The 24,299-nt window shown below is 68.8% G+C and carries 20 protein-coding genes and 1 tRNA gene; 6 read left to right on the top strand and 15 right to left on the bottom strand.

Features of this window, described 5'->3' with window-relative positions:
* Positions 1 to 3 precede the first annotated feature (3 nt).
* The 7 genes from RZ1_RS15930 to RZ1_RS15900 all read right to left on the bottom strand — a co-directional run bounded on the left by RZ1_RS15930 (position 4) and on the right by RZ1_RS15900 (position 11,057).
* Complete coding sequence (locus RZ1_RS15930; protein ID WP_072813359.1) at positions 4 to 702, bottom strand: DUF8185 domain-containing protein; 699 nt, start codon at positions 700 to 702, stop codon at positions 4 to 6.
* Positions 695 to 1,129 (bottom strand): acyl-CoA thioesterase, encoded by a 435-nt coding sequence (locus RZ1_RS15925; protein ID WP_139281863.1) that lies wholly within the window; start codon positions 1,127 to 1,129, stop codon positions 695 to 697. Before RZ1_RS15925 ends, RZ1_RS15930 begins: the two co-directional genes overlap by 8 nt.
* A gap of 3 nt (positions 1,130 to 1,132) precedes the next feature.
* A complete protein-coding gene (locus RZ1_RS15920; RefSeq protein ID WP_072813358.1) occupies positions 1,133 to 5,920 on the bottom strand; it encodes an NAD-glutamate dehydrogenase in 4,788 nt (1,595 codons plus the stop codon).
* A gap of 103 nt (positions 5,921 to 6,023) precedes the next feature.
* Positions 6,024 to 6,440 carry an acyl-CoA thioesterase gene (locus tag RZ1_RS15915; protein WP_072813356.1) on the bottom strand — a complete coding sequence of 139 codons (417 nt, stop codon included), beginning with the start codon at positions 6,438 to 6,440 and terminating at the stop codon, positions 6,024 to 6,026.
* Positions 6,433 to 8,106, bottom strand: a complete 1,674-nt coding sequence (ettA, locus tag RZ1_RS15910; RefSeq protein WP_072813354.1) for an energy-dependent translational throttle protein EttA — start codon at positions 8,104 to 8,106, stop codon at positions 6,433 to 6,435. The genes RZ1_RS15915 and ettA overlap by 8 nt, the downstream gene beginning before the upstream one ends.
* A 214-nt stretch (positions 8,107 to 8,320) precedes the next feature.
* Complete coding sequence (locus RZ1_RS15905) at positions 8,321 to 10,351, bottom strand: bifunctional copper resistance protein CopD/cytochrome c oxidase assembly protein (RefSeq protein ID WP_072813353.1); 2,031 nt, start codon at positions 10,349 to 10,351, stop codon at positions 8,321 to 8,323.
* Between the two features lie 64 nt (positions 10,352 to 10,415).
* Entirely contained in the window at positions 10,416 to 11,057 is a 642-nt protein-coding gene (locus tag RZ1_RS15900; RefSeq protein WP_072813351.1) for a TetR/AcrR family transcriptional regulator, read from the bottom strand.
* 141 nt (positions 11,058 to 11,198) lie between these two features.
* Between RZ1_RS15900 and RZ1_RS15895 the strand changes: the two genes are divergently transcribed.
* From RZ1_RS15895 to RZ1_RS15885, 3 genes are all read left to right on the top strand, one after another.
* Entirely contained in the window at positions 11,199 to 11,405 is a 207-nt protein-coding gene (locus tag RZ1_RS15895) for a ferredoxin (protein WP_280522828.1), read from the top strand.
* Positions 11,406 to 11,433: 28 nt separating this feature from the next.
* A complete protein-coding gene (locus tag RZ1_RS15890; RefSeq protein ID WP_072813349.1) occupies positions 11,434 to 12,714 on the top strand; it encodes a cytochrome P450 in 1,281 nt (426 codons plus the stop codon).
* Positions 12,715 to 12,822: 108 nt separating this feature from the next.
* On the top strand, positions 12,823 to 13,662 hold the full coding sequence (locus RZ1_RS15885) for a mycofactocin-coupled SDR family oxidoreductase (protein ID WP_072813348.1): 840 nt from the start codon (positions 12,823 to 12,825) through the stop codon (positions 13,660 to 13,662).
* An 82-nt stretch (positions 13,663 to 13,744) separates the two neighbouring features.
* On the opposite strand, the gene RZ1_RS15880 is transcribed toward RZ1_RS15885, so the two are convergent.
* The 7 genes from RZ1_RS15880 to RZ1_RS15850 all read right to left on the bottom strand — a co-directional run bounded on the left by RZ1_RS15880 (position 13,745) and on the right by RZ1_RS15850 (position 21,975).
* Positions 13,745 to 15,085: a wax ester/triacylglycerol synthase domain-containing protein gene (locus RZ1_RS15880; RefSeq protein ID WP_072813437.1), complete on the bottom strand. Its 1,341-nt coding sequence runs from the start codon at positions 15,083 to 15,085 to the stop codon at positions 13,745 to 13,747.
* 109 nt (positions 15,086 to 15,194) lie between these two features.
* Positions 15,195 to 16,400 (bottom strand): vWA domain-containing protein, encoded by a 1,206-nt coding sequence (locus RZ1_RS15875; RefSeq protein WP_072813346.1) that lies wholly within the window; start codon positions 16,398 to 16,400, stop codon positions 15,195 to 15,197.
* Complete coding sequence (locus tag RZ1_RS15870; protein ID WP_072813435.1) at positions 16,400 to 17,284, bottom strand: AAA family ATPase; 885 nt, start codon at positions 17,282 to 17,284, stop codon at positions 16,400 to 16,402. The genes RZ1_RS15875 and RZ1_RS15870 overlap by 1 nt, the downstream gene beginning before the upstream one ends.
* Before the next feature lie 2 nt (positions 17,285 to 17,286).
* On the bottom strand, positions 17,287 to 18,162 hold the full coding sequence (locus RZ1_RS15865; RefSeq protein WP_072813344.1) for an XdhC family protein: 876 nt from the start codon (positions 18,160 to 18,162) through the stop codon (positions 17,287 to 17,289).
* 21 nt (positions 18,163 to 18,183) lie between these two features.
* Positions 18,184 to 20,595: an aerobic carbon-monoxide dehydrogenase large subunit gene (locus tag RZ1_RS15860; protein WP_072813342.1), complete on the bottom strand. Its 2,412-nt coding sequence runs from the start codon at positions 20,593 to 20,595 to the stop codon at positions 18,184 to 18,186.
* Complete coding sequence (locus RZ1_RS15855) at positions 20,592 to 21,089, bottom strand: (2Fe-2S)-binding protein (RefSeq protein WP_072813340.1); 498 nt, start codon at positions 21,087 to 21,089, stop codon at positions 20,592 to 20,594. Before RZ1_RS15855 ends, RZ1_RS15860 begins: the two co-directional genes overlap by 4 nt.
* A 4-nt stretch (positions 21,090 to 21,093) precedes the next feature.
* Positions 21,094 to 21,975, bottom strand: coding sequence for an FAD binding domain-containing protein (locus RZ1_RS15850; RefSeq protein WP_072813338.1), 882 nt, complete (start codon positions 21,973 to 21,975; stop codon positions 21,094 to 21,096).
* Positions 21,976 to 22,142: 167 nt separating this feature from the next.
* On the opposite strand from RZ1_RS15850, the gene RZ1_RS15845 reads away from it, so the two are divergent.
* Positions 22,143 to 22,219, top strand: a tRNA-Arg gene (locus tag RZ1_RS15845).
* Between the two features lie 252 nt (positions 22,220 to 22,471).
* Positions 22,472 to 23,071, top strand: a complete 600-nt coding sequence (locus tag RZ1_RS15840) for a DUF2510 domain-containing protein (RefSeq protein ID WP_083583730.1) — start codon at positions 22,472 to 22,474, stop codon at positions 23,069 to 23,071.
* A gap of 96 nt (positions 23,072 to 23,167) precedes the next feature.
* Here the strand turns inward: RZ1_RS15840 and RZ1_RS15835 are convergent, their stop codons facing one another.
* Positions 23,168 to 24,037, bottom strand: a complete 870-nt coding sequence (locus RZ1_RS15835; RefSeq protein ID WP_072813334.1) for an SDR family NAD(P)-dependent oxidoreductase — start codon at positions 24,035 to 24,037, stop codon at positions 23,168 to 23,170.
* Between the two features lie 91 nt (positions 24,038 to 24,128).
* On the opposite strand from RZ1_RS15835, the gene RZ1_RS30560 reads away from it, so the two are divergent.
* A complete protein-coding gene (locus RZ1_RS30560) occupies positions 24,129 to 24,296 on the top strand; it encodes a hypothetical protein (RefSeq protein WP_169917976.1) in 168 nt (55 codons plus the stop codon).
* Positions 24,297 to 24,299 lie beyond the last annotated feature (3 nt).

The raw sequence follows: 24,299 nt of genomic DNA, 5'->3' as shown, positions 1-24,299 counted from the left end.
GCGTCACAGCACGTTCAGACCTATTCCCCCGCCGCGGCGCAGGTACACCGAACCGTAGCGTGCGTCGAGCCGCAGCCAGGTCGCGGTGGCCCGCACCCGCACCACCTCGGCGGGATCGATGCGCGCGAGGTCGATCTCGGCGGTCGCACCGGCCGTCGATCCGGTGGGCACGAAACCCATGCCGTTGAGCGCGAACACCAGCCGCATGGGCACCCCGACCGTCGTGCCGCCGCCGCTGACCTCGAGCACCTCCTGTGCAAGCAACGACACCGGCGGTCCCTGCGCGCCCTGTTCCCGGGTCACCGCGACGCCGCGCTGGGCGAGGTCGACGAGCACTCGGGCGGGCACGTCGTCGACGTGGACGTAGCCCTCCTCCGGCGGCAGCGACCCCCGCCACGCCGAATCGACCGCCCAGCCCGGGTCGATGCTCTCTCCCGCGCCGGGTGCGGTGAGCGCCGCGCGCAGCCCGTCCGCGGCGACGCACGTGTCGGCCGGGGTGACGGCGCCGGACAGGACCCGCACGGCCAGCGCGTCGAAGCCCGTGCGCACCCAGGCCGCGATCAGCCCGTCGCGTCGACGGTGCAGCCGCACCACGGTCGACTCGTCGAGCCGCAACGCCCGGCCCAGGAAGGTCGCGAGGTCGGCGCGGTCGTGCGCGGCCGGGATGCGGACCCGCCGTTCCGCGGAGGCCGCGTCAGTCACGCCGCCACCGCTGCAGGAATTCGCGTTCGGCGGCGGTGAGCCGCCGCAATCTCTGGGTGCCGATGTCGAACGCGGCGATCTGCGTCGACGCGACGATCGCCGGTGGCGTGTCGACCGGTGCTCCGCCGGGCCGCACCTCGTAGCCGATGGTGAAGTCGACCGCACGCACCTGTTCGGTCCACATAACCACGTCCAGCGGGCTGTCCTCGTGCCGCAACTGTCCTCGGTATCGCACGTGCAGGTCGGCGATCACGGCGCCGTCGCGCAGGTTGACGGTGGGCCGGCCGTCGGCGAACAGCCACGGGATGCGGGCTTCCTCGAGCAGGGTCACCATCCGCGCGTGGTTGACGTGCTGGAAGGCGTCCATGTCGGACCAGCGCACCACCACCTCGGTCCGGAACCCGAACTGCTCGGCCGCATCCTTCACGTGCTACCTCCGATCGGGTGCGCCCGCGCGCACCATGGTCCTGATCTGCCGTGCCGCCACCAGCAGGGTGGCCAGATCCAGGTTTCCAGACGCGAATATCTCGTCGAGCGCCGCCCTCGCACGCACGAGCCGGGACCCGTTCGACAACTCCCAGTCCTCGATCATCTCGACGCTGGTCTCCCCCGGTTCGGTGCCGACGAGCACGTCGCGGATCAGCGCCCGCAGCGATCCGTAGAGTTCGTCGCGCAACGCGAGCCGCGCGAGCGAATGCCAGCGATCGCCCCGGTCGAGGTCGGACACCGCCGACAGGAGCCGGTCGACGCCGAGGTGGGCGTCCATCGCGTAGTACAGCTCGGCGACGACGTCCTCGTCGCGTTCGAGGATGTCGGCGATGTCGATGACGTCGAGCAGCGGGAACTGATCGAGGAGCCGGAACACGTCCTCGGTGAGGGCGCGCGGGGCACCCCGCGAGAGCAGCGGCTCCATCCGGGTGCCCAGATCCTCGCGATGGTGGCCCCGCATCCATTCCCCCACCCGCGGGGCGAGCTGCGCGAACGCAGACCGGTAGCGGCTGATCTCGGCGCCGACGGCCAGCGGCTGCGGGCGGTTCGACAGCAGCCACCGCGACGCCCGGTCGAGCACCCGGTTGGTTTCGAGCAGCAGATCGTCGGCGAGGTCGGTGGGGATGTTCGCGCCGCGGATGCGCGCCCACAACTGCGGCAGCCCGAAGATCTCGGTGACCGCCGCGTAGGCGCGGATCGCGTCGGTGCTCGACGCCCCCGTGTCCTCGCTCAGCCGGTACACGTAGCTGATGCCGCCGTTGTCGACGGTTTCGTTGGCGAGGATCGTCGCGACGATCTGCCGGCGCAGCGGATGCGCCTTGATGCCGGTCCGGAACCGCTGCCGCAGCGGTTCCGGGAAGTATCCGGGCAGCCGGCCGGCGAATGTGTCGCTGTCGGGCAGGTCGGTGTCGAGCAGGTCGTCGACGAGCGCGAGTTTGACGTGGGCGAGCAGCGTGCACAGCTCCGGTGAGGACAGTCCCTCACCGGCCTCGAGGCGCAGTTCGATCTCCTCGTTGTCCGGCAGCGCCTCGAGGGCCCGGTCCAGGCCGCGGTCGGCGACGAGGGCGTTGAGCTGCCGCTGGTGCACGGCGAGCAGCGCCGGCGCCGATGCCCGCGACACGCCGAGCACCCCGTTCTGGGCGATGTTGTCGGCGAGGACGAGCCGGGCGACGTCGTCGGTCATGGATTCGAGCAGCGGATTGCGTTCGGACGCGGGCAGTTCCCCGGCGGTGACCATCGAATCGAGCAGGATCTTGATGTTGACCTCGTGGTCGGAACAGTCCACCCCGGCGGAGTTGTCGATCGCGTCGGTATTGATCTTGCCGCCGGCGCGGGCGTATTCGATGCGGCCGCGGGGGGTCACACCCAGGTTGCCGCCCTCCCCCATCACCCGCGCCCGGATCTCGTCGCCGTCGACGCGGACCGCGTCGTTGCCCTTGTCGCCGACGTCCGCGTGCGTCTCGGTGCTCGCCTTGACGTAGGTGCCGATGCCGCCGTTCCACAGCAGGTCGACGGGGGCGCGCAGGATCGCCCGGATCAGGTCGGGCGGACGGAGCTCGGTGACCTCCTCCGGCAACCCCAGCACGGCCCGGGCCTGCGGCGCGAGCGGAATCGACTTGCGGGTGCGTTCCCACACACCGCCACCGGCACCGATCAGTGCCGGCTCGTAGTCGGCCCACGAGGACCGGGGCAGGTCGAACAGCCGGCGCCGTTCGGCGTAGGAGCGGGCGGCATCGGGGTCCGGGTCGAGGAAGATGTGCCGATGGTCGAACGCGGCGACGAGCCGGATGTGTTCGCTGAGCAGCATCCCGTTGCCGAACACGTCGCCACTCATGTCGCCGATGCCGACGACGGTGAAGTCACGGGTCTGGGTGTCGACACCGAACTCGGCGAAGTGGCGTTTGACGCTCTCCCACGCGCCGCGCGCGGTGATGCCCATCTCCTTGTGGTCGTATCCGGCCGAACCACCCGAGGCGAACGCGTCGTCGAGCCAGAAACGATGTTCGCGCGCAACCTCGTTGGCGAGGTCGGAGAACGACGCGGTGCCCTTGTCGGCGGCGACGACGAGATAGGTGTCGTCGCCGTCGCGGCGCACCACCCGCGCGGGAGGGATCGCCGCGTTGGTGGTGCGGTCGAGGTTGTCGGTGACCTCGAGCATGCCCGCGATGAACCGACGGTAGCAGCGTTCGCCCTGCACGCGGGCTGCGACGCGGTCGGCGGCGGCGTCCCCGGTCGGCGCGACGGGCTTCTTCACGACGAACCCGCCCTTCGCACCGACCGGCACGATCACCGCGTTCTTCACGGCCTGAGCCTTGGCGAGACCGAGAATCTCGGTGCGGTAGTCCTCGCGGCGGTCGGACCAGCGCAGCCCGCCGCGCGCGACCGGACCGAACCGCAGGTGCACACCCTCGACGTCGGGCGCATAGACGAACATCTCGAACTTCGGCCGGGGACGCGGCAATTCGTCGATGCCGGTGGGGTCGAGTTTGAAGGTCAGGACGCGTCCCGCAGCGTCCCGGTCGCCGACCGGAACGAAGTAGTTGGTACGCAGGGTGGCTTGTATCAGGGCGAACAGGCCGCGCAGGATCCGGTCTGCGTCGAGCCCCGCGACGGTGTCGATCGCGCGGGTGAGCGCGGCGACGAGATCGCGTTCACGCGCCGCGGAGACCGCCGGGATCAGCTCGGGGTCGAACATCGTCTCGAACAGTTCGACGAACAGACCGGTGGTTTCCGGGACGGCGAGCAGCACCCCGGCGATGCGGTACTCGCTGTACGGGAAACCCGCCTGTTTCAGGTATTTCGCGTAGGCGCGCAGCATCGCGGCCCGGCGCCAGGTCAGGCCCGCGCGCAGCACCAGTTCGTTGAATCGGTCGCTTGCGGCGTCCCCGTGCCACACCGCCTCGAATGCGTCGGTGAAACGTTGCGGCACCGACATTTCCGGGTCCACGTCGACCGGCAGATCGAGTCCGAAATCGTAGATCCAGCAACTCATCCGGTCGGCGCGGATGATCTGGTACGGCCGTTCGTCGACGACGTCGACGCCGAGGCTCTGCAGTGCGGGCAGCACCCGGCTCAGGGTGATGCCTTCGCTGCCGATGTAGAGCGCGAAACGCCACCGGCGCGGTGCGGCGTGATCGGGGCGGTACAGCAGCATGTCGATCGAGTCGGCGCGCAACGCCTCGAGGCGCGCCACGTCGGCGAGCGCGTGCGCCGGGCCGAAGTCCTCCTTGTACCCGTCGGGCAGCACGTCCGCGTAGCGCTTCACCAGCGCCGGATCGAACGCCGGGTCGGCCGCGGCGATCTCGACGAGCCGGTCGTCCCAGCTGCGGCTGGCCTCGGCGAGCAAGGCCTGGATGCGCTGCCGTTCGGCCTCCGACGTGTCGACCCGAACCTCGGGTGCGCCGGCCGCCGAACGGATCGTCACGTGCAGCAATGCCAGATCACCCTCGGTGACGCGGGCCGTGTAATCGATTGTGCCCCCGCCATATTCGCGTAGCAAAATCTGCTGCATGGCGGTGCGGACACGGGTGGTGTAGCGGTCGCGCGGCAGGTAGACCAGGCACGAGACGTACCGCCCGAACGGGTCGACGCGCACGAACAGCCGCACCTGGCGACGCATCCCCACGACCGAGGACACCGTGTCGTACAGGGTGTCGGAGTCCATCGAGAACAGCTCGATCCGCGGCATCGACTGGATGATCTCGAGCATCGCCTGCCCGGTGAACGAGGACATCGGCACCCCGGACCGTGCGATGGCGCCGCGTACCCGGCGCGAGAGCATCGGGATGTCGAGGACGTTTTCGTGCAGCGCGGTGACCGTGAGCACCCCGAGGAACCGGTGCTCCCCGACGATGCGGCCGCGGTCGTCGAGGATCGCCACGTCCACGAAGTAGGGGTACACCGACCGATGCACGGTCGCCGGCAACGAGCCCTGGGTGAGCACCAGCATCGGACGGTCGGCCGGTTCGTCGACGGCCGGCAGATCGATGGGATCGTGCGCCGCCTCGTCGCGGAGCACCCCGAGGCCGCTGCCCGGCACCGGATGGGCACGGCGCGCGCCGTGTCCGTCCGGTTCCCCGAGCTCGTACTGCCGGTATCCGAGGAGGGTGTAGTTGCCCTGGGCAAGCCAGCGCAGCAGCGCCGCCGTCTCGGTCAACTCCTCGACGGTCCGCGTACCCGGCGGGTCGGTGGCGAGCGCGTCCAGGTACGCCCCCAGTTCGCGGCCGCGGTCCTGCATCGCCTCGGTGTCCACCACCACCTGGCGGACGTCGGCGAGCACCACCGGAAGCTCTGCGTCCAGGGCATCGAGCGCCGAGTCTGCGGTCGTGGGATGCAGTTGCACGTGCATCCACGACTCGGCGGTGGTGCCCTCACCCGCCGGGTCCGCGGTCAGGGCGACGAGCTCTCCCGACGGCCCGCGCCGCGCCCCGAATATCGGGTGCACCACGTCGCCGACGGTGACCCCGAGCCGGTCCAGCAGCGCGGTCACCGATTCCACCAGCAACGGCATGTCGTCGGTGACGATCTGCACGGCCGGCCCGACCCCCTCACGGCGTCCGTTCCGGTGAACGTGCGTGACGGCGGTACCCGCGGGGCGGTGCCGCCCCAGTTCGAGATGCGCCGCGACCGCGCGGCGCATCTCGGCGAGGTCGCCGTCGCCCTGCCGATATGCCCGTTGCAGCACCTCGAGATCGGACGAAACACCGTGCGATACAGGCGACTCGGCCATGACCACTCTCCTTACTCGGATCCGTCCGCACCAACGCGAACGCCGCGGACAGGCCCGAAGTCGAGCCTATCCGCGGCGTGGCGTCGGAACAGGAAAACCGGCGTCAGCCGACCGGTACGGCCAGGTACTGCCCGAGCATCCGGCGTTCGTCGGCAGTGAGTGCACGCGCGGTGTCGGTGGCGGGGTCGAACCCGACCAGCACCACGTCACCGGTCCCGCACACGTTGCCGTGCACATCGACGACGGTGTGCCGGAGCGTGTACGAGGTGGTGCCCAGCCGCACCGCGGTGATCGTGACCGTGAGCGGACCCGACTCGTCCTTGACCGGTCGCAGGAATTCCACGTCGCTCTTGCGCACCACGACCGGCAAGTGCTCGAACGTCGCCGATCGGAAGAACTTGATCCGCGCCTCCTGCATGTACTCGATGAACTTCGTGTTGTTCACGTGCCCGAGCCGATCGGAATCGGCCCAACGCACCTCGATGGTGCAGGAGAATTCGTTACCGCCCTGCTCAGTCACGGGTGAGCTTCCGGTGCGTGACGCGGTGCGGGCGGGCCGCATCGGCGCCCAGACGATCGATCTTGTTCGCCTCGTACGCCTCGAAGTTGCCCTCGAACCAGAACCACCGGCCCTCCTCGACGTTGCCCTCCCACGCCAGGATGTGCGTGCAGGTGCGGTCCAGGAACCAGCGGTCGTGGGAGATCACGACGGCGCAGCCGGGGAACTGCTGCAGCGCATTCTCGAGCGAGCTCAGGGTCTCGACGTCGAGGTCGTTGGTCGGCTCGTCGAGCAGGATCAGGTTGCCGCCCTCCTTGAGGGTCAGCGCCAGGTTCAGGCGGTTGCGCTCACCACCGGAGAGCACCCCCGACTTCTTCTGCTGGTCCGGGCCCTTGAAACCGAACGCGCTGACATACGCGCGCGACGGCATCTCGTTCTGCCCGACCTCGATGAAGTCCATGCCACCGGACACGACCTCCCACACGTTCTTGGTGGGATCGATGTTCGCGCGATTCTGGTCGACGTAGCTGAGCTTGACCGCATCGCCGACCTTGACGGTGCCCGAATCCGGCGCTTCGAGGCCGACGATCGTCTTGAACAGCGTGGTCTTACCGACACCGTTCGGGCCGATCACGCCGACGATGCCGTTGCGCGGCAGGGTGAACGACAGGTCCTTGATGAGCACGCGACCGTCGAAGCCCTTGTCGAGGTGGTCGACCTCGACGACGACGTTGCCCAGGCGCGGCGGCGTCGGGATCTGGATCTCCTCGAAGTCCAGCTTGCGGTGCTTCTCAGCCTCCGCCGCCATCTCCTCGTAGCGGCCCAGACGCGCCTTGTTCTTCGTCTGGCGGGCCTTGGCGCCGGACCGGACCCACTCGAGCTCCTCCTTGAGGCGCTTCTGCAGCTTCTGATCCTTCTTGCCCTGCACCTCGAGGCGCTCGGCCTTCTTCTCCAGGTAGGTGGAGTAGTTGCCCTCGTAGGGATGCAGTTTGCCGCGGTCGACCTCACAGATCCACTGCGCGACGTGATCGAGGAAGTACCGGTCGTGGGTGACGGCGAGCACCGCGCCCGGGTAGGACGAGAGGAACTGCTCGAGCCACAACACCGACTCGGCGTCGAGGTGGTTGGTGGGCTCGTCGAGGAGCAGCAGGTCGGGCTTGCTCAGCAGCAGCTTGCACAGCGCGACACGGCGACGCTCACCACCGGAGAGGTGGGTGACCGGCTCGTCCGGCGGCGGGCAGCGCAGCGCGTCCATCGCCTGCTCGAGCTGCGAGTCGATGTCCCACGCGTTGGCGTGATCGAGCTCCTCCTGGAGCTTGCCCATCTCCTCCATCAGCTCGTCCGAGTAGTCGGTCGCCATGAGCTCGGCGATCTCGTTGAACCGGTCGAGCTTGACCTTGATCTCGCCGAGGCCCTCCTCGACGTTGCCGCGGACCGTCTTCTCCTCGTTGAGCGGAGGTTCCTGCAGCAGGATGCCGACGGTCGCTTCCGGGTCGAGGAACGCCTCGCCGTTGCTGGGCTGGTCCAGCCCGGCCATGATCTTCAGGATCGACGACTTGCCGGCGCCGTTCGGCCCGACGACACCGATCTTGGCTCCCGGGTAGAAGCTCATGGTGACGTCATCGAGGATGACCTTGTCACCGTGCGCCTTGCGCACCTTCTTCATCGTGTAAATGAACTCCGCCATGCCCACCAGCCTATCGGGCCGAGCGCGGGAACCCACATCGCGGAGTTTCTCCGGTCCGGGAGCACCCGCACGGCGCGGCGGAACCACCCGGGAACGGCCCACCCGAACGGCATCGCGCCCGGCGGCGAGGCGAACGCCGTGTCACCCGGAACCGGTCGCCCGGAGCGGCCGGGCCGGCAGCGTGACCGACGTGGACCGAGCCGGCCCGCGGTTCTCAGCGACCTTCCCGGTCACGGCGCGCGAGTTCGGCGAACATCGCGTTGTGCGCCGCGAGGTCGGCGTCGTGGTCCCGCTCCGCAGCCCGGTCCACGCGCCGCGCGGTCCGGTCGTCGCTGCGCGACCACTGGACGAGCAGCGCCAGCATCACCAGCACCAGCGGAATCTCCCCGGCGGACCAGGCGATACTGCCGCCGACCTTCTGATCGGAGAACAGGTCTTCGTTCCACGGCAGCAACAGGCCGCGGTAGTACGGCTCGGCCATCACCGAGCCCATGCTCATGAGGGTCACCCCGAAGAACGCGTGGAACGGCAGCGAACCGAACACCATCGCCAGCTTCGTCACCGGCTGCACGTCCCGCGGGGACGGGTCGACACCGATGACCACCCAGTAGAACAGGTAGCCGCTCATCAGGAAGTGCAGATTCATCAGCACGTGCGCGGCGTGACTGTCGGCCGACGATTCGAAGATGCCGCCCAGGTACAACGCGTAGAAACCGCCGACGAACATCACCGACGCCACCACCGGCTGCGTGAAGAACCGCGACGGCGGGCTGTGCAGGAGTTCGAGAATCCACTCGCGCGGGCCGGGCGCCCCGTCACGGCCGGCCGGTTTGAACGCCCGCAGCGCCAGCGTCATCGCACCACCGAGCGCCAGCAGCACCGGAGCGAGCATCGACATCGCCATGTGCGCGCCCATGTGCACGCTGAACATCGCCGGCGAATACATACCGACACCCGACGACGTCGCGACCAGCAGCACGAAGCATCCGCTGAACCACGCGATCGCGCGGCCCACCGGCCACGTGTCGCCGCGCTTACGCAGCGTCCACATGCCGAGTGCGTACCCGGCGGCGAGCACGACGGCCGCGGTGCCGAAGATCAGGTCGAAGCGCCACGCCCCGAAGAACAGGTTCGCGAAGGTGGGCGGGCCGTCGAGGTTGTAACCGAGTTCCACCTCGAGGACGCTCGGCGCCGACGCCGGGGCGGGCGGCGGGGTGCGGCCCAGCCCGACGGCCAGGCCGATCGTCGCGGCCAGCAGGACCGCCTCCACGGCCGCGAATCGGACGAGGGCGCCCCGGCTGGTGGGGTCGGCTTCGAGGGCGGGCAGCGCGCGGCGGCGCTGGGCCCAGCCGAGGATGCCGATCAGGATCAGGGCGACGGCCTTCGCGATGACGAGCCGTCCGTAGGTGGTGGTCGCGAGGTCGCCGAACGGCACCCGCACCGCGGAGTTGATGATGCCGCTCAGCGCCATCACCACGAACGCGATCCCGGCGACGAACGAGAACCGGCGGGCCGCGAGATCGATGTGGTCACCGCCGCGGCGTGCGTGCACGAACAACGCGAACAGGCCGCCGGCCCACACCGACGCCGCCACCAGGTGCAGCACGAGACTGTTGGTGGCCATGTCGTGCGAGCCACCCGAGGAGGAGTGCCCGGTCAGGGCGATCGGCATGAGCGCGATCACCGACAGCAGCAGCAGGTAGGGCACCCACGACCATCGCACCGCGAACCTGATCAGCATCGCCAGCACGAGCGCGAGGAACAGCGTCCACGCCCACGCCGACGCGACCTCGACCTGGCCGACGGCACGCCACAGATTCGCCGGTTTGACCGCCTCACCGAACGGCTGCCCGGAGGTGTCCGACAGGGTCAGCGGTACCAGCAGCGCCGAGCACACGGCCCACACGGTCGCGGCGGCCCCGGCGGTGCGCACCGCCCGGTAGCCGTCGAGGTCGAGGACGCCGCTGCGCTGCGGGGGCACGAGGAACGTCGCGAAGAACAACGAGCCGACGGTCACGACCGCGGCGATCTCCGCGACTCCCCGGACCGCGGGCAGCCCGTAGGTGGTGAGCGGACCGGGATCGGGGATACCGAGCAGCACGAGTGCCTGCGACGCGGACAGTCCGACGACGAACGCCGCGACGATCGCCGAGACGATGCCGAACACGAGGTACAGGACGGACGTACCCGCCCTCGCGGCGGGTGCGGGTCTGGATTCGGGCTGCGCGAGCTCGGGTGCTGCCATGGCTACCAGGGTAGGACGTGCCCCGAGTCCGCTACGACACGACGTCGGAGTGCAGTGTCCGTGGTCACGGCGTGGCGCTGCCGCAGCCCTGGTGGTTGCCGGCGGTCGTCGCGCCGGCGCTTCGACGCGAAGCCTCGTAGCCGGTCGTCAGCCAGAAGACGGTGCGGTCGATCGTGGGGATGATGTCGGTGATCGCGATGTGACCCTCGCGGTATCGCCCCACCAACCCGTAGACGAGGCTCGACAGGATCGATTCCAGCTCCGCGACGAAGCCGGGGTTCACGTCCGACAGGACCGCCATGCCGACGGGCACGACCACGTCGAAACCCCGCACGGGCAGGCTCTCGCCGCCGGGCGCGGTCCGCACCCGGAAGTAGGCGAGGAGCATCGCCGGGTGCTGCACCCAAGGTTCGAAAATCGCTCGCATCACCCGCATCATCGCCGGGTGCAACGGCTCGTCCGGATCGCGGCTCTGCTTCACGATCCCTGAGTGATTCTCCGCCATCCAGCCCTCGATCGCGGCGAGGATCAGCTCGTCCCGCGTCGGGTACCGCTTGTAGATGGTCGACAGCGAGGTGCGGGCACGCCGGGCGACCTCACGGAGTTGGACCTCGTCGTAGCCCCCGCTTTCGAGGAGTTCGACGACGGTGTCGAGAAGTCGGTCCCGGGTCCGGTCGAACCCGCCCGCCACCTCAGCATTCTCCATTTTGCGAATATCCTTGCCGTGTAGGGATAACCTAGTTATCGTATCGCCTGTAACACAGTTACTCTGCTCCGACTCGGCGGCGGTCGCACGGAGAACGTCCCGCCGCCCGTTCTTGCCCGAACTCACCCTGGGGAGCACCCGATGACGGGATCACCGATACGCGTGCGGGTCGATCGCGACCTCTGCGAGGCACATGCACTCTGCATCGAGATCGCACCCGAGGTCTTCGACCTCGGAGACGACGCTGTCGCGAGCTGCGAGGAGACGCCACCAGAAGCACTGTGGCCCAAGGTGAAATCCGCAGCCAGCGCCTGTCCGCGCCAGGCGATCAGCATCGTCGAGGGATAACCGAGCCAACCCGAAAGGCCAGAATCCGATGACCGATCTCGCGTCAGTCGACTACTTCTCCGACGGAGAGGTCGCGCAGAATCCGTTCCGGTACTTCGATCACCTGCGGGACCGGAACCCGGTCTTCCGCGAACCGCACCACGGCGTGGTGGTCGTCACCGGCTACCAGGAGGTCGTGGAGGCCTTCAAGAACACCGACGCGCTCTCTGCGGTCAACTCGATCGGCGGCCCGTTCCCTCCCCTGCCGTTCGTCCCCGAAGGTGACGACATCACCGCACAGATCGAAGCGCACCGTCACGAGTTCCCGATCTTCGAGCACATCGTCACGATGGATCCGCCCGACCACACGAAGGCCCGCGCCCTGCTCGGCCGGCTCCTCACTCCCAAACGCCTGAAGGAGAACGAGGAGTATCTGTGGACCCTCGCGGACCAGCAACTCGACGAATTCATCGGCAACGGTCGCTGCGAGTTTCTCGGAGAGTACGCCAAACCCTTTGCGACGCTGGCCATCGCAGATCTGCTCGGCGTCCCGGAGGAGGACCGCGACGAGTTCCGTCAGGCGCTGGGCGCGGACGCACGGCCCGGTACCCGCGTCGGAGCCCTCGACCACGAGCCGGTCGGGATCAATCCGCTGGACTACCTCGACGAACGCTTCAGCGGCTACCTCACCGAGCGACGACGCGAGCCCCGAGGCGACATCCTCAGCGGCCTCGCCTCCGCCACCTACCCGGACGGATCGACACCCTCGCTCCTCGAGGTCGTGCGTCCCGCGACCTTCCTGTTCGCCGCCGGTCAGGAGACCGTGACGAAGCTGCTCAGCTCGGCGCTGCGGGTGCTCGGCGAACGGCCGGAGTACCAGCAGATCCTGCGCGAGGATCGGACTCTCATCCGGTCCTTCACGGAGGAATCCCTCCGCTTCGACAGCCCCACGAAGGTGGACTTCCGTCTCGCCCGCAAGACCACCACGATCGGGGATCTCGACGTTCCCGCCGGGACCGTGGTGATGCTGAGCCTCGCGGCCGCGAATCGCGATCCCCGCAAGTTCGACGATCCGAACGAGTTCCGTTTCGACCGGCGGAACGCACACGACCACATCGCGTTCGGCCGGGGACTGCACACGTGCGCGGGCGCACCCCTGGCCCGCATCGAAGGCCACATCACCCTGAACCGCCTGCTCGATCGGATGAGCGATATCCGGATCTGCGAGACCGAACACGGGCCGACGACCGACCGCCGCTACTCCTACGAGCCGACGTTCCTGCTGCGGGGCCTCACCGAACTCCACATCGAGTTCACCCCGACTCGCTAGCGCAAATCCCGCCCACCGCATCGACACAGCCACCGCATCGACACGGATACCTCACGACCCGGACACCGCATCGAGCGATCACTCGACGCGCAACACGAAAGGCAGCACATGGCAGGGAGAGTAGAAGGCAAGGTCGCGTTCGTCACGGGAGCGGCTCGCGGCCAGGGGCGCAGCCATGCGGTGCGACTGGCGCAGGAAGGCGCCGACATCATCGCGATCGACATCTGCGGACCGATCCGGGAGGGCGCCCTGATCGCCCCGTCCACGCCGGAGGACATGGCCGAAACCGTTGATCTGATCAAGGGTCTCGATCGTCGCATCGTGACCGCGCAGGTGGACGTGCGTGATTTCGACGCGCTGAAGGGTGCTGTGGACGAGGGCGTGGCGCAACTGGGCCGGCTCGACATCGTCGTCGCCAACGCCGGGATCGGAACCGGCGGGTTCACCCTCGACCAGACCGACGAGACGGACTGGCAGGAGATGCTCGACATCAATCTCTCCGGCGTGTGGAAGTCGGCGAAAGCTGCTGTACCGCACATGATTGCGGCCGGAAATGGCGGCTCGATCATCCTCACCAGTTCGGTGGGTGGGTTGAAGGCCTACCCGACCATGGGTCCGTACATCGCCGCGAAGCACGGCGTGGTCGGGCTGATGCGCACGTTCGCCGTCGAGCTGGGCCAGCACTTCATCCGTGTCAACACAGTTCACCCCACGAACGTGAACACCCCGATGTTCATGAACGAGGAGACGATGAAGATGTTCCGCCCCGACCTCGAGAACCCGGGGCCGGAGGACATGAAGGTCGTCACTCAGCTCATGCACGTCCTGCCGATCGGCTGGGTGGAGCCGGAGGACATCAGCAACGCGGTGTTGTTCCTGGCTTCCGACGAATCCCGCTACGTCACAGGGCTTCCCCTCACCGTCGATGCGGGCAGCAATCTGAAGTGACCGGTGTTCCCTTCGGGCGGCTCCGGCCGCCCGAAGGCCTCCGCCCCACCCGGCGAGGCTAACGGGTCGACGGGGTGCAGCGCTACAGCCGAGCCACTGTGTCGGCCACATTCTGGGCCATCTCATCCTGGTCGGGGACGATCGCGGGATCTGCGACCAGGGTGATTCCCAAATCGCCCGCGTACGACAGCACCGCGAACGTCACGCCCACGTTGCCGGGGGTGACCACCAGCGGCACCAGCGACCGCACCCGGAACCCGGCCAGTTCCACGGGCTCGGCCGGGCCGCGCAGATTGGTCACGAAGGTGTGCACCATCCGCTGATGATCGATGAACAGCCGGAACATGCCGAGCCGGCCCAACGCCCGAAACGCCAGTCCGAGAGGCCCGCCGGACGACGCACGTGCCGGTTGTCCGTGGGCAGCACTCGTCGCCGCGACGATCCGGGTGAGACGGTCTTCGTCGTCCACGATCGCCGGTACCGAGACAGGGCGGACACCGGTGACGTTGCCGAGACGGTCCGCGGTCGCAGTGCGGCGTCCCGAAATCGGCACCGAGACCACCAACCGGCCGGGACGCTCCCCGCGGGCCCGGAGGCCGGCCAGCATGGCACCGGTGACCGCCGCCACCACGATGTCGTTGACGGTGCCGTGGTGGCTGTGCGCCAGGGAGGTGACCTCGGCCAGCGGAACGACGATGCGTGTCACGCGCCGCCGGCTCGACGTCGGCCGGTTCAGCGATGTCGGCTCCACGAGGTGGGGCCTGCTTCGGCCGAGGCCGAGTTCACGCAACCCCGCGAATCCCCGGCGCATCGCGACCGGGAGCGTTCGCACAGCGGTGACCCGCCTTCGCGCGGCATCGGCGGCCAGCGCCTTTCGGCTCGGCGGTGGTTGCGGAAAGACCGGACCGGCGGGGCGCGGTCCGCTGTCGGTCAGCGCGGCAAGCACCGCCAGGCCACCGAGACCGTCGGCGAGCACGTGGTGCAGCACGACGATCAATGCGGTTCGCCCGCTCGATCGGTCCGCCACCAGTCGCGCCTGCCACAACGGCCGATCGCGAGACAGGGGGGTGCAGACGAATTCGGCCGCGAGGTCGAAGAGTTGGCGCTCGCCTGCCGGTGCGGGCCAATCCTGTTCGGTCAGATGGTGTTCGAGGGTGAAGCCCGGGTCGTCGACCCACACCGGATGCCCGCAGCCGATCGGCACCCGCTGCAACCGCTGTCGCAGCCGCGGAATGTGGGGAATCCGCTCTGCGAGATGAGCACTCACCGTGGACAGATCGGGGCCCGGCGATGCGTCGAACCCGAGGATCGCACCGATGTTCATCGGTACCGGTCCCCGGTCGGTCGCGAGCACGGTGAGGTCCGCCGGCCCGGCACGCTCGATCCGGGCCCGACTCGATGTCTCAGCGTTCGTCTTCGGCACGGATTTCACCTCCAGCACCACGCCCGCGGCATGCCCTCAGTACAGAACACCCGGCGCGGACCCGGTAGGGCACAACGGCCCGATGACAGCCGGGGAGGGGAAACGCCGGTCATCGCGCAGCGACGACGTTGTCGAGCACGTCGTGCAGCGCGGCGAAGGTGTCCGCGGGCAGCAGTGCGTCGCAGTACGGCAGTGCCGCGGCCATCGCTCCGGCGCTCGGGGAGAACCCCGGGCTGCCGGCGCGGGGGTTGAGCCAGACGACGCGGTGCGCGCGGCGGCGGATCCGCGCCATGGTGCGCGCCAGGTCGGCCGGGTCGTCGCTGTCCCATCCGTCGGAGGCGATCACGACGATCGCGCCGCGCAGCAGGTGCCCGCGATGCGAACCGAGGATCTCGGCGAGGCTGTGGGCGATGCGGGTGCCGCCGTACCGGTCGGCGACCTTCGCGTTCGCTTCGTCGACGGCGCGCTCCACGGAGCGGTGCGCGAGGGTCGCGGTCAGGCGGGTCGGTGTGGTCCCGAACGCGAACACCTCCGCGTCACCGGCCCGGACCGCGGCCCGCATCAGGTGCAGGTAGATCTCGGCGTGGCCGCGCATCGATCGGCTCACGTCGCACAGCACGACGATCCGGCGCCGGCGACGGCGCGGGCGCGAATGCACCAGGCGCACCAGTTCGAATCCGGTGTGACGGGACCGCGCGATGCTCGCGCGCAGGTCGATGCGTCCGTTGCTGCGCTGTTCGCGGCGGCGGGACGGGCGGGTCGGCCACCGCACCGCGAGTTGTTCCAGCCGAGCGCCGAGTTCCCGCAGGGCGGCCGGGTCCATGTCCGCGAACCGTTGATCGGCGGAACCGGCGCGCGCGGTGGCCCGCGTCTCCCCCGGCCTGGTGTCGTCAGGGGTGTGGGCACCGGCGGAACGGGTGATCCACGGCACGGGGGCTGTCACGCGGGAGGGATCGGCACGGGTGTCCGCGACGTTCCGCTTCCCGGTCACATCGGTGCCGGGGCGGGCGGTGTCGTCGGGTCCGGTGCGGCGCGCGTGCGGATCCAGCGGCAGCGCCGCGTGGTCGAACACGGCGCTGAAGGCGGCGTCGAACCCGGCGAGGTTGTCGTGGCGGTCGACGAGGGTCAGGCGCGTCACCCAGTACAGGCGGCTGCGGGTACGTGGGGGCTGCAGGTGCAGCGCACGGCTGAGGGTCGCGGCGGCACCAGCGGGCACGGTGACACCGCCGGTGCGCAGCCGATCGACGAGCGCGACGGCGAACGCGGCCCGGTCGACGCCACGCAGCACACCTCCGCCTCCGGATTCGTGCGGCATCACGGGGCTTCCACGAACTCCCGGTAGGCACCGCGGATCGCGTCGAGGTCGTCGGGGGTCTTGGCGAGGGCCGCGAGCCCGGTCACGTCGGACCGCACGAGATCGGCAACGCCGAGCGCGGCGAGCGCGGACACCCAGTCGATGGTTTCGGCGATCCCCGGCGCCTTGTCCAGGTCGAGGGCGCGGACGGTCGCGACGAAGTCCGCGGCGCGCGCGATCAGCGCCGCATTGGCGACCGGCACGGTGCGGCGCAGGATAGCGACGGCCCGCTCCCGGTCCGGGTAGTCGATCCAGTGGTACAGGCAGCGGCGGCGCAGCGCGTCGTGCAGGTCGCGGCTGCGGTTGGAGGTGAGCACCACCACCGGCCGCCGGGTCGCGGTGAGGGTGCCCAGCTCCGGCACGGTGACGGCGAACTCGCCGAGGAACTCGAGCAACAGCGCCTCGAATTCGTCGTCGGCACGGTCGATTTCGTCGACGAGCAGTACCGGAGCGGTGGGGCCGCTGTGCCGCACGCACTGCAGGACGGGCCGTTCGAGGAGGAAGTCCTCGGAATACAGGTCGGCTTCGTGCAGGGTGTCGCCGCGGGACTCGGCGAGGCGGATGGCGAGGAGTTGCCGCTGATGGTTCCAGTCGTAGAGGGCTTCGCTCGCGGTCAGTCCCTCGTAGCACTGCAGCCGGATCAGCGGGGCGTCCAGCGCCAGGGCGAGTGCCTTGGCGGCGGTGGTCTTCCCGACACCCGGCTCCCCCTCGAGCAGCAACGGCCGGCCGAGTTCGACCGCGAGGTACAACGCCGTGGCGGTCCCCTCGTCGAGAAGGTAGTCGTGCGCGTCGAACCGCCGGATCACGTCGTCGACGCCGGTGAACGTGGGGACCGGGCCGGGCACCGTCACGCCGCGTGCTCCTTTTCGTAGGCGCGGCGGCAACCGGGACAGCAGAACCACACGTCGCGGCCGTCGACGCGCAGGTGCGGGGTGGTGTCGGTGACGGTCACGGTCATGCCGCAGACCGGGTCTGCGGCGGTGACCGGCTGCGGTGCGGGTGCGGTCGGTGCGAGGCTGCCGCTGCGGATCGTGCGCACGACGTCCGCGACGATGGACAGGGCGATCTCCGCGGCGGTGCGTGCCCCGATGTCGAGTCCGGCCGGGGTGTGGATACGGGCGAGTTCGGCGGCGGTGACGTCGAGCTGTTCGAGGACCGCGGGGCCGCGGGCGCGGCTCGCGACCAGGCCGATGTATCCGGCACCGGCGTCGAGGCCGGCGCGGATGACCGCGGCCTCCTCCCCACCGAGGCTCGCGACGACCACGGCGGCCGCCCCGTCGGGCACGTCGGTGCCGGGCAGGCGGACGACGTCGAGGTCGAGGATCCGCCCGAACGCCACGACGGCGTCGGCGATCGGGGACGTCCCGGAGATCACCAGGATCGGCGCCGGCAACTGCGGCTCGAGGAAGATCTCCATGGCCCCTCCGGATTGGCAGGGATTGACGGCGACGGTCGCGCCGGGGGCATCGGGGAAGACGAGCGCGTCACCGGGCAGCACCCGCAGCAGCACACTCTCGCCGGTGTCGAGTGCCTCCCGGGCCGCGACCCGCACCGAATTCTCGGTGCACTGCCCGCCCACGAAACCCTCGATGGTGCCGTCACCGAGCACGAGCGCGCAGTCCCCCGATCTCGCGGACGTCGGCTTCTGCGCCCGCACCACGGTGGCGCGGACGAACGGCCGGCGTTCGGCGGAAAGCTGCGCGGCCCGCGCGGTCAGGTCCATGGTTCTCCTCCACGCTCCCCGTCAGATCGGTGGTGTCGCCCGGCCCTGCATCGCCTCCCACACCCGCGACGGCGTCAGCGGCATGTCCGCATGGCGGACACCGAACGGTTTCAGGGCGTCGACGACGGCGTTGACGACGGCGGGCGGGGACCCGACGGTCGCGGATTCACCGATGCCCTTGGCGCCGATCGGGTGGTGCGGCGACTGGGTGACGGTGAACCCGGTCTCCAGGCGCGGCACCTCCAGCGCGGTGGGAATCAGATAGTCCATGAACGAACCGCTGAGACAGGTTCCGTTCTCGTCGAATTCGATCATCTCCATCAGCGCCATCCCGATGCCGTCGACGATGCCGCCGTGCACCTGGCCCTCGATGATCATCGGGTTGATGCGGGTGCCGCAGTCGTCGACGGCGAGGAACCGCCGCACGGTGACCTGTGCGGTGCCCGGGTCGATGTCCACGACGCAGAAATACGCGCCGTATGGGTACGTGAGATTCTCCGGGTTGTAACAGATCTGGGCCTCGAGCCCGCCCTCGACACCCTCCGGTAGGTCGCCGGCGCCGTACGAGCGCATCGCGATGTCCTGGATCGTGACGGCGGCGTCGGGGTCGCCGGCCACGTGGAAGCGTCCCTTCTCCCATTCCAGGTCGGCGACGGACACCTCGAGCATCCCGGACGCGATGATCTTCGCCTTGTCGCGGACCTTGCGGGCGACCAGCGCGGCCGCCGCGCCCGAGACCGGCGTCGAGCGGCTCCCGTAGGTGCCGAGCCCGAACGGGGTGTTGTCGGTGTCGCCGTGCACGACGTCGATGTCCTGCGGCGGGATGCCGAGTTCCTCGGCGACGATCTGCGCGAACGTTGTCTCGTGCCCCTGGCCCTGTGACTGCACCGACAGCCGCACCACGGCCTTGCCGGTGGGATGCACACGCAGTTCGCAGCCGTCGGCCATGCCCAGCCCGAGGATGTCCATGTCCTTGCGGGGCCCGGCTCCTACGGCCTCGGTGAAGAACGCCATGCCGATACCCATCACCTCGCCGCGTTCGCGGCGCTCCGCCTGCTCGCGGCGCAGATCGTCGTAGCCGAACAGGTCCATGGCCTTGTGCATCGTCGTCGCGTAGTCCCCGGAGTCGTACTTCCAGCCGGTCTTGCTGGTGTACGGGAACTGCTCGGGGCGCAGCAGATTCTTCAGCCGCAGCTGCGCCGGGTCCATGTCGAGGTCGTACGCGAGGCAGTCGACGAGCCGCTCGACGAGGTACACCGCCTCGGTGATGCGGAACGAGCACGCGTAGGCGACACCGCCGGGTGCCTTGTTGGTGTACACGGCGGTCATGTGGCAGTAGGCGGCCTCGATGTCGTAGCTGCCGGTGAACACCCCGAAGAATCCGGCCGGGTACTTCACCGGTGCCGCGGTGCCGTTGAAGGCGCCGTGGTCGGCGAGGACCTGCGTGCGGACCGCCAGGATCCGGCCGTCGTTCGTGGCGGCGATTTCCCCGACCATCACGTAGTCACGGGCGAACCCGGTGCTGATCAGGTTTTCGCTGCGATCCTCCATCCACTTGACGGGTTTGCCGGTCAGCAGCGACGCGACGATCGCGCACACGTATCCCGGGTAGATCGGCACCTTGTTGCCGAAACCGCCGCCGATATCCGGGGAGATCACCCGGATCTTGTGTTCGGGCAGCCCGGCGACCAGCGCATACAGGGTGCGGTGCGCGTGCGGGGCCTGGCTGGTCGACCACAGGGTCAGCTTGCCGCTGACGCGGTCCAGGTCGGCGACGGCCCCGCAGGTCTCCATCGGCGCCGGGTGCACGCGCGGGTAGACGATCTCCTGCCGGGACACCACGTCGGCCTTCGCGAACGCGGCGTCGGTGGCGGCGGCGTCGCCGGTCTCCCAGTCGAAGCAGTGATTGTCGGTCTTGCCGTCGAGGTCGGTGCGGATCACCGGCGCGTCCTGTGCGAGTGCACGGCGGACATCGATCACCGGGTCGAGCTGCTCGTATTCGACGTCGATGAGTTCGAGCGCGTCCCGGGCCGAGTAGCGGTCCTCGGCGACGACGAACGCGACCTCCTGCCCGAAGAACCGGACCTTGTCGGTGACCAGCACGGCCTGCACGTCGTTGGACAGCGTCGGCATCCAGGCCAGGCCCTTGCCTGCGAGGTCGGCGCCGGTGATCACGGCCTTGACCTTCGGGTGCGCCTGCGCGGCGGTGGTGTCGATGCTCACGAGCGTCGCGTGCGCGACGGGGGCCCGCAGGATCGCCAGATGCAACATGCCGGGCAGTTGGACGTCGTCGACGTAGTTGCCGCGACCGCGGATGAAGCGGGGGTCCTCCTTGCGGAGCATCCGGCCGTGCCCGCACGGCGTCCGGTCGTTGTCGACGGTCTCGTTGTCGACGGTCTCCGGATTCTTCCGGTCCGGTTCGACGGCGGTCATGACACTGCCCCCTCGGAGTCGGTGAGCTGTTCGGCAGCGGCGTGCTCGGCGGCCCAGCGCACCGAGCGCACGATGGTGGTGTAGCCGGTGCAGCGGCAGATCTGGCCGGAGATCGCCTCGCGGATGGTGGACTCGTCGGGATCGGGGTTGCGGTCGAGCAGGGCGCGCGCGGTGATCATCATGCCCGGCGTGCAGAAACCGCATTGCAGCCCGTGACACCGCATGAACCCCTCTTGGACCGGGTCCAGCACGCCGTCCTTCTCGAGCCCTTCGACGGTGCGGACGTCGTGCCCACCCGCCATCGCGGCGAGCATCGTGCACGACTTGACGGGTTCACCGTCGACCGCGACGACGCAGGTGCCACAGTTACTGGTGTCGCATCCCCAGTGGGTTCCGGTGAGCCCCAATTGGTCTCGTAGGAAGTGCACGAGCAGCATTCGAGGTTCGATCTCCGCGGTCACCGGCTGTCCGTTCACCGTCATCGAAACCTGCATGAGCTCAGCCCCTTTCGGCAGCGACGATCCGTTCGATGGCACGGCGCAGCGTGCGTACGGTCAGTTCCGACGCGAGATGACGCTTGTATTCGGCGGTTCCGCGCTGGTCGGCGTCGGGGTTGCATGCGGCGGCGGCTCTCGTCCCGGCCTCACGGAACAGATCTTCGGAAGGCTCGGCGCCACGCAGGAACTCGCCGAGTTCGGCGAGCGCGTCGGGGTCGGGCCGCACCGCGGTGAGCGCGACCCGCGCCTGCTCGATCGTCCCGCCGTTCATCCACACCGCCGCCCCGACGGCCGCGATGGCCCAGTCCCCCGCGCGCCGTTCGACTTTCGCGTACGCACTGGATCCGGTGCCGTGGCGCGGCAGACGAATCTCGACGAGAAGCTCGTTGCTCGCGGCGGCGGTTTCGTAGGGGCCGAGCTGGAAGGCGGCCAGCGGCAGTTCCCGGGTTCCGGACGGTCCGCGCAGCACGCACGTGGCGTCGAGCGCGGTGCACACCGTCGACAGGTCCTCGGCAGGGTCGGCCTGGCACAGTGACCCGCCGAGCGTGCCGCGGTTGCGGACGATCGGATCGGCGATCACCTTCTCCGCGTCGCGGAAGATCGGAAAGACCGCGGCGAGTTCATCGGACTCGAGCAGCTGCCGGTGGCGGACCATCGCGCCGATCCGCACAGCGTCGTCATCGACGTCGATATAGCCGAGCTCGCCCGCGAGGTCGTTGATGTCGATCAAGAATTCGGGGTTTGCCAGCCGCAACTTCATCATCGGCAGCAGGCTGTGCCCGCCGGCGACAACCCGCGCCTCGTCGCCCAATTTGTCCAGCAGCGCGATCGCGTGGTCGATTCCCGTGGCGCGTTCGTACTCGAATGACCCAGGCACCTGCATGTGAAACACCTCACATCCACTTACCTGCGAAGTGTATCCTCGCGCCCGGATCCCGCAGGAGAATCGGGCGATCCCGGCTCGATCGGCCGCGCCGGCCCGGGCCCGTCCCCGCAGCCGGGCTGCCCGAAATTCCCGATGAGGAGCCCAGCGGATACGATGCTCCTCGCGCCTCCGTAGCTCAGGTGGATAGAGCAAGAGCCTTCTAATCTCTAGGTCGCAGGTTCGAATCCTGCCGGGGGCACCACCGAATCGGTCTCGACCTGTCTTTCGACAGCGACGATCCGGCCGAGTTCAGCCGAGTGACCCACCCCGGTGCTGCGGTTCTCGCGCCGACCGGACGACGGTGATTCAGACAGGGTCGGATGCCCTTCGTCCCTTGTCCCGCCCGAGACCGAACCTCATACAATCCGGCGTATCCGGCCGATCACCGCGCTACGCTCTGCCGGAAAGAAAGCCCACGCGTTGACGCGCCCAGCACGTGCGGGAGGGTATCGCGATGTCCCAGAATCCGGGTGCTCGGCAGCCCGCGCCGGGATTTTATCCTGACCCGTCCGGTGTTGTGCGCTGGTGGGACGGAACGTCATGGACCGACAGGGTTCAAACCGGCCCACCGCATCCGGTGCCGGCCCCCAACAAATCCCACACAGTTCGGAACATTCTCCTCGCAATACTCGCGATGGTGGTGTTGGTGATCGGTGGATGCGTGGCGTTCCTCGGATTCGCTGCCAACGAAGTGAACGAGGCAATCGAAACCGCGGAAGCCGAGGATGCCGCACCGGGCGGGTCCGACAATCCGCTGACCATCGTCGAGGGCCAAGGTTTCGACGTGTCGGGGTTCCGATACGCATCGGGATGGCAAGTCTCCCAGGACTCGTTCGGTGATGTTCGGATCGAAGGCTTGAAAGTCACCAACAATCGGACCGAGCGTGATGGAGCACTCGTCGAAGTCAAGTTCATGCGCGGGAACGAGGTGGTCGCGCTGGTGGACTGCAGTACCGAACAGATCCCCGTCGGTCAGACGACGACGCTGAACTGCATCAGTGCCGACAATTTTCCCACCGCCTACGATCGAATTACCATCAACGACACCTTCTGACACGGCGACGACGGATTCCGTCGTGTCGAACCGACAACTTGCCAACGATGAGTTCCGGTTCGGTGAGATCCGCGTGTGGAAAACCGGGAAGGCCGGCTACGCGAGGCCCGTGAGACGCTCGGCCATCGACCAGAACCGGCGGGCCTGCGCGACGTCGTGGGACTGCGGGCTCGACTCGAGTTCGTGGCGCTCACCGAAGAACTTGCCGCCGACTCCGTCGAGCGCCGGGTCGACCGCCATGAACACCAGCGAATCGGTGGCCGCGTCGACCGAGGTGGCGAAAGACATGTGCGGCAGCACGTACGCCATGAACAACCGCTCGAGACCGCGGGTGCTTGCGGCCGCGGTGCTGGGCACGAAGCCGGGGCACACGGCATTCGCCGTGATCGCACGACCCGCCAGGCGGCGCTGCAGTTCGTAGGTGAACCACAGGACCGCCAGCTTGGAGTTCTTGTAGGCCCTGTCGGGGTGGTAGCCGTGTTCGAGCTGCGGGTCGGCGAAGTCGAAGTCGACCGGTGCGCCACGGGATCCGGGCAGGTGAAGCCGCGAACTCACGGTGACGACACGCGCGGACGCGGAGCACTCGAGAGCAGGCATGAGCAATGCGGTGAGCAGGAACGGAGCCAGGGCATTGACTGCCAGCGTTTCCTCGTAACCGTCGACGGTGAGCCGGCGTTCCTTGCTGGTCTGCAGGATTCCGGCGATGTGGAACAGCACGTCGATCGGTTCGCCGCGGGCAACTTCCGCCGCGGCCAAGGAGCGCACCTCGTCGAGGGAGGAAAGGTCCGCCCAGCGGGGCTCGAGTCGAGCGCCCGGATTCTGTCGCCGTATCGTTGCGACGGCGTCTTCGGCGGCGGCCCGCGTCCGCGCGGTGAGCAGAACACGATGTCCTCGCGCGGCGAGCCTGTCGGCGGTGGCGCGCCCGAGTCCGCGTCCTCCCCCGGTGAGCAGCACGGTCTTGTTCATCTCGCGACTCTTTCGTCTCGGCTCCCCACGGTAGTTCGTCACGGCACACTGGAACCGGAAACCGCGCTCCGCCTGACGAGAGGATCCGCACGTGACCGACAAGACCGGCGACCACCCCGTCACTGCACGCGCGAACGGACCCACCGTCGTGCTCGATCTTCTCGACGGCATCGGTGTCGCGCTCGACCTCTCGCAGGCCCGGGCACTGCTCGAGCAGTTGCAGGCGGCGATCCTGACAGCCGAGCGGCTCGACGATTGACCC

It is taken from the genome of Rhodococcus zopfii NBRC 100606 = JCM 9919, assembly GCF_001895025.1.
GTDB classification, from domain to species: Bacteria; Actinomycetota; Actinomycetes; order Mycobacteriales; family Mycobacteriaceae; genus Rhodococcus; species Rhodococcus zopfii.
The sequence above is the reverse complement of the archived record's forward strand: the minus strand, read 5'-3'. Positions and strand labels throughout refer to the sequence as shown.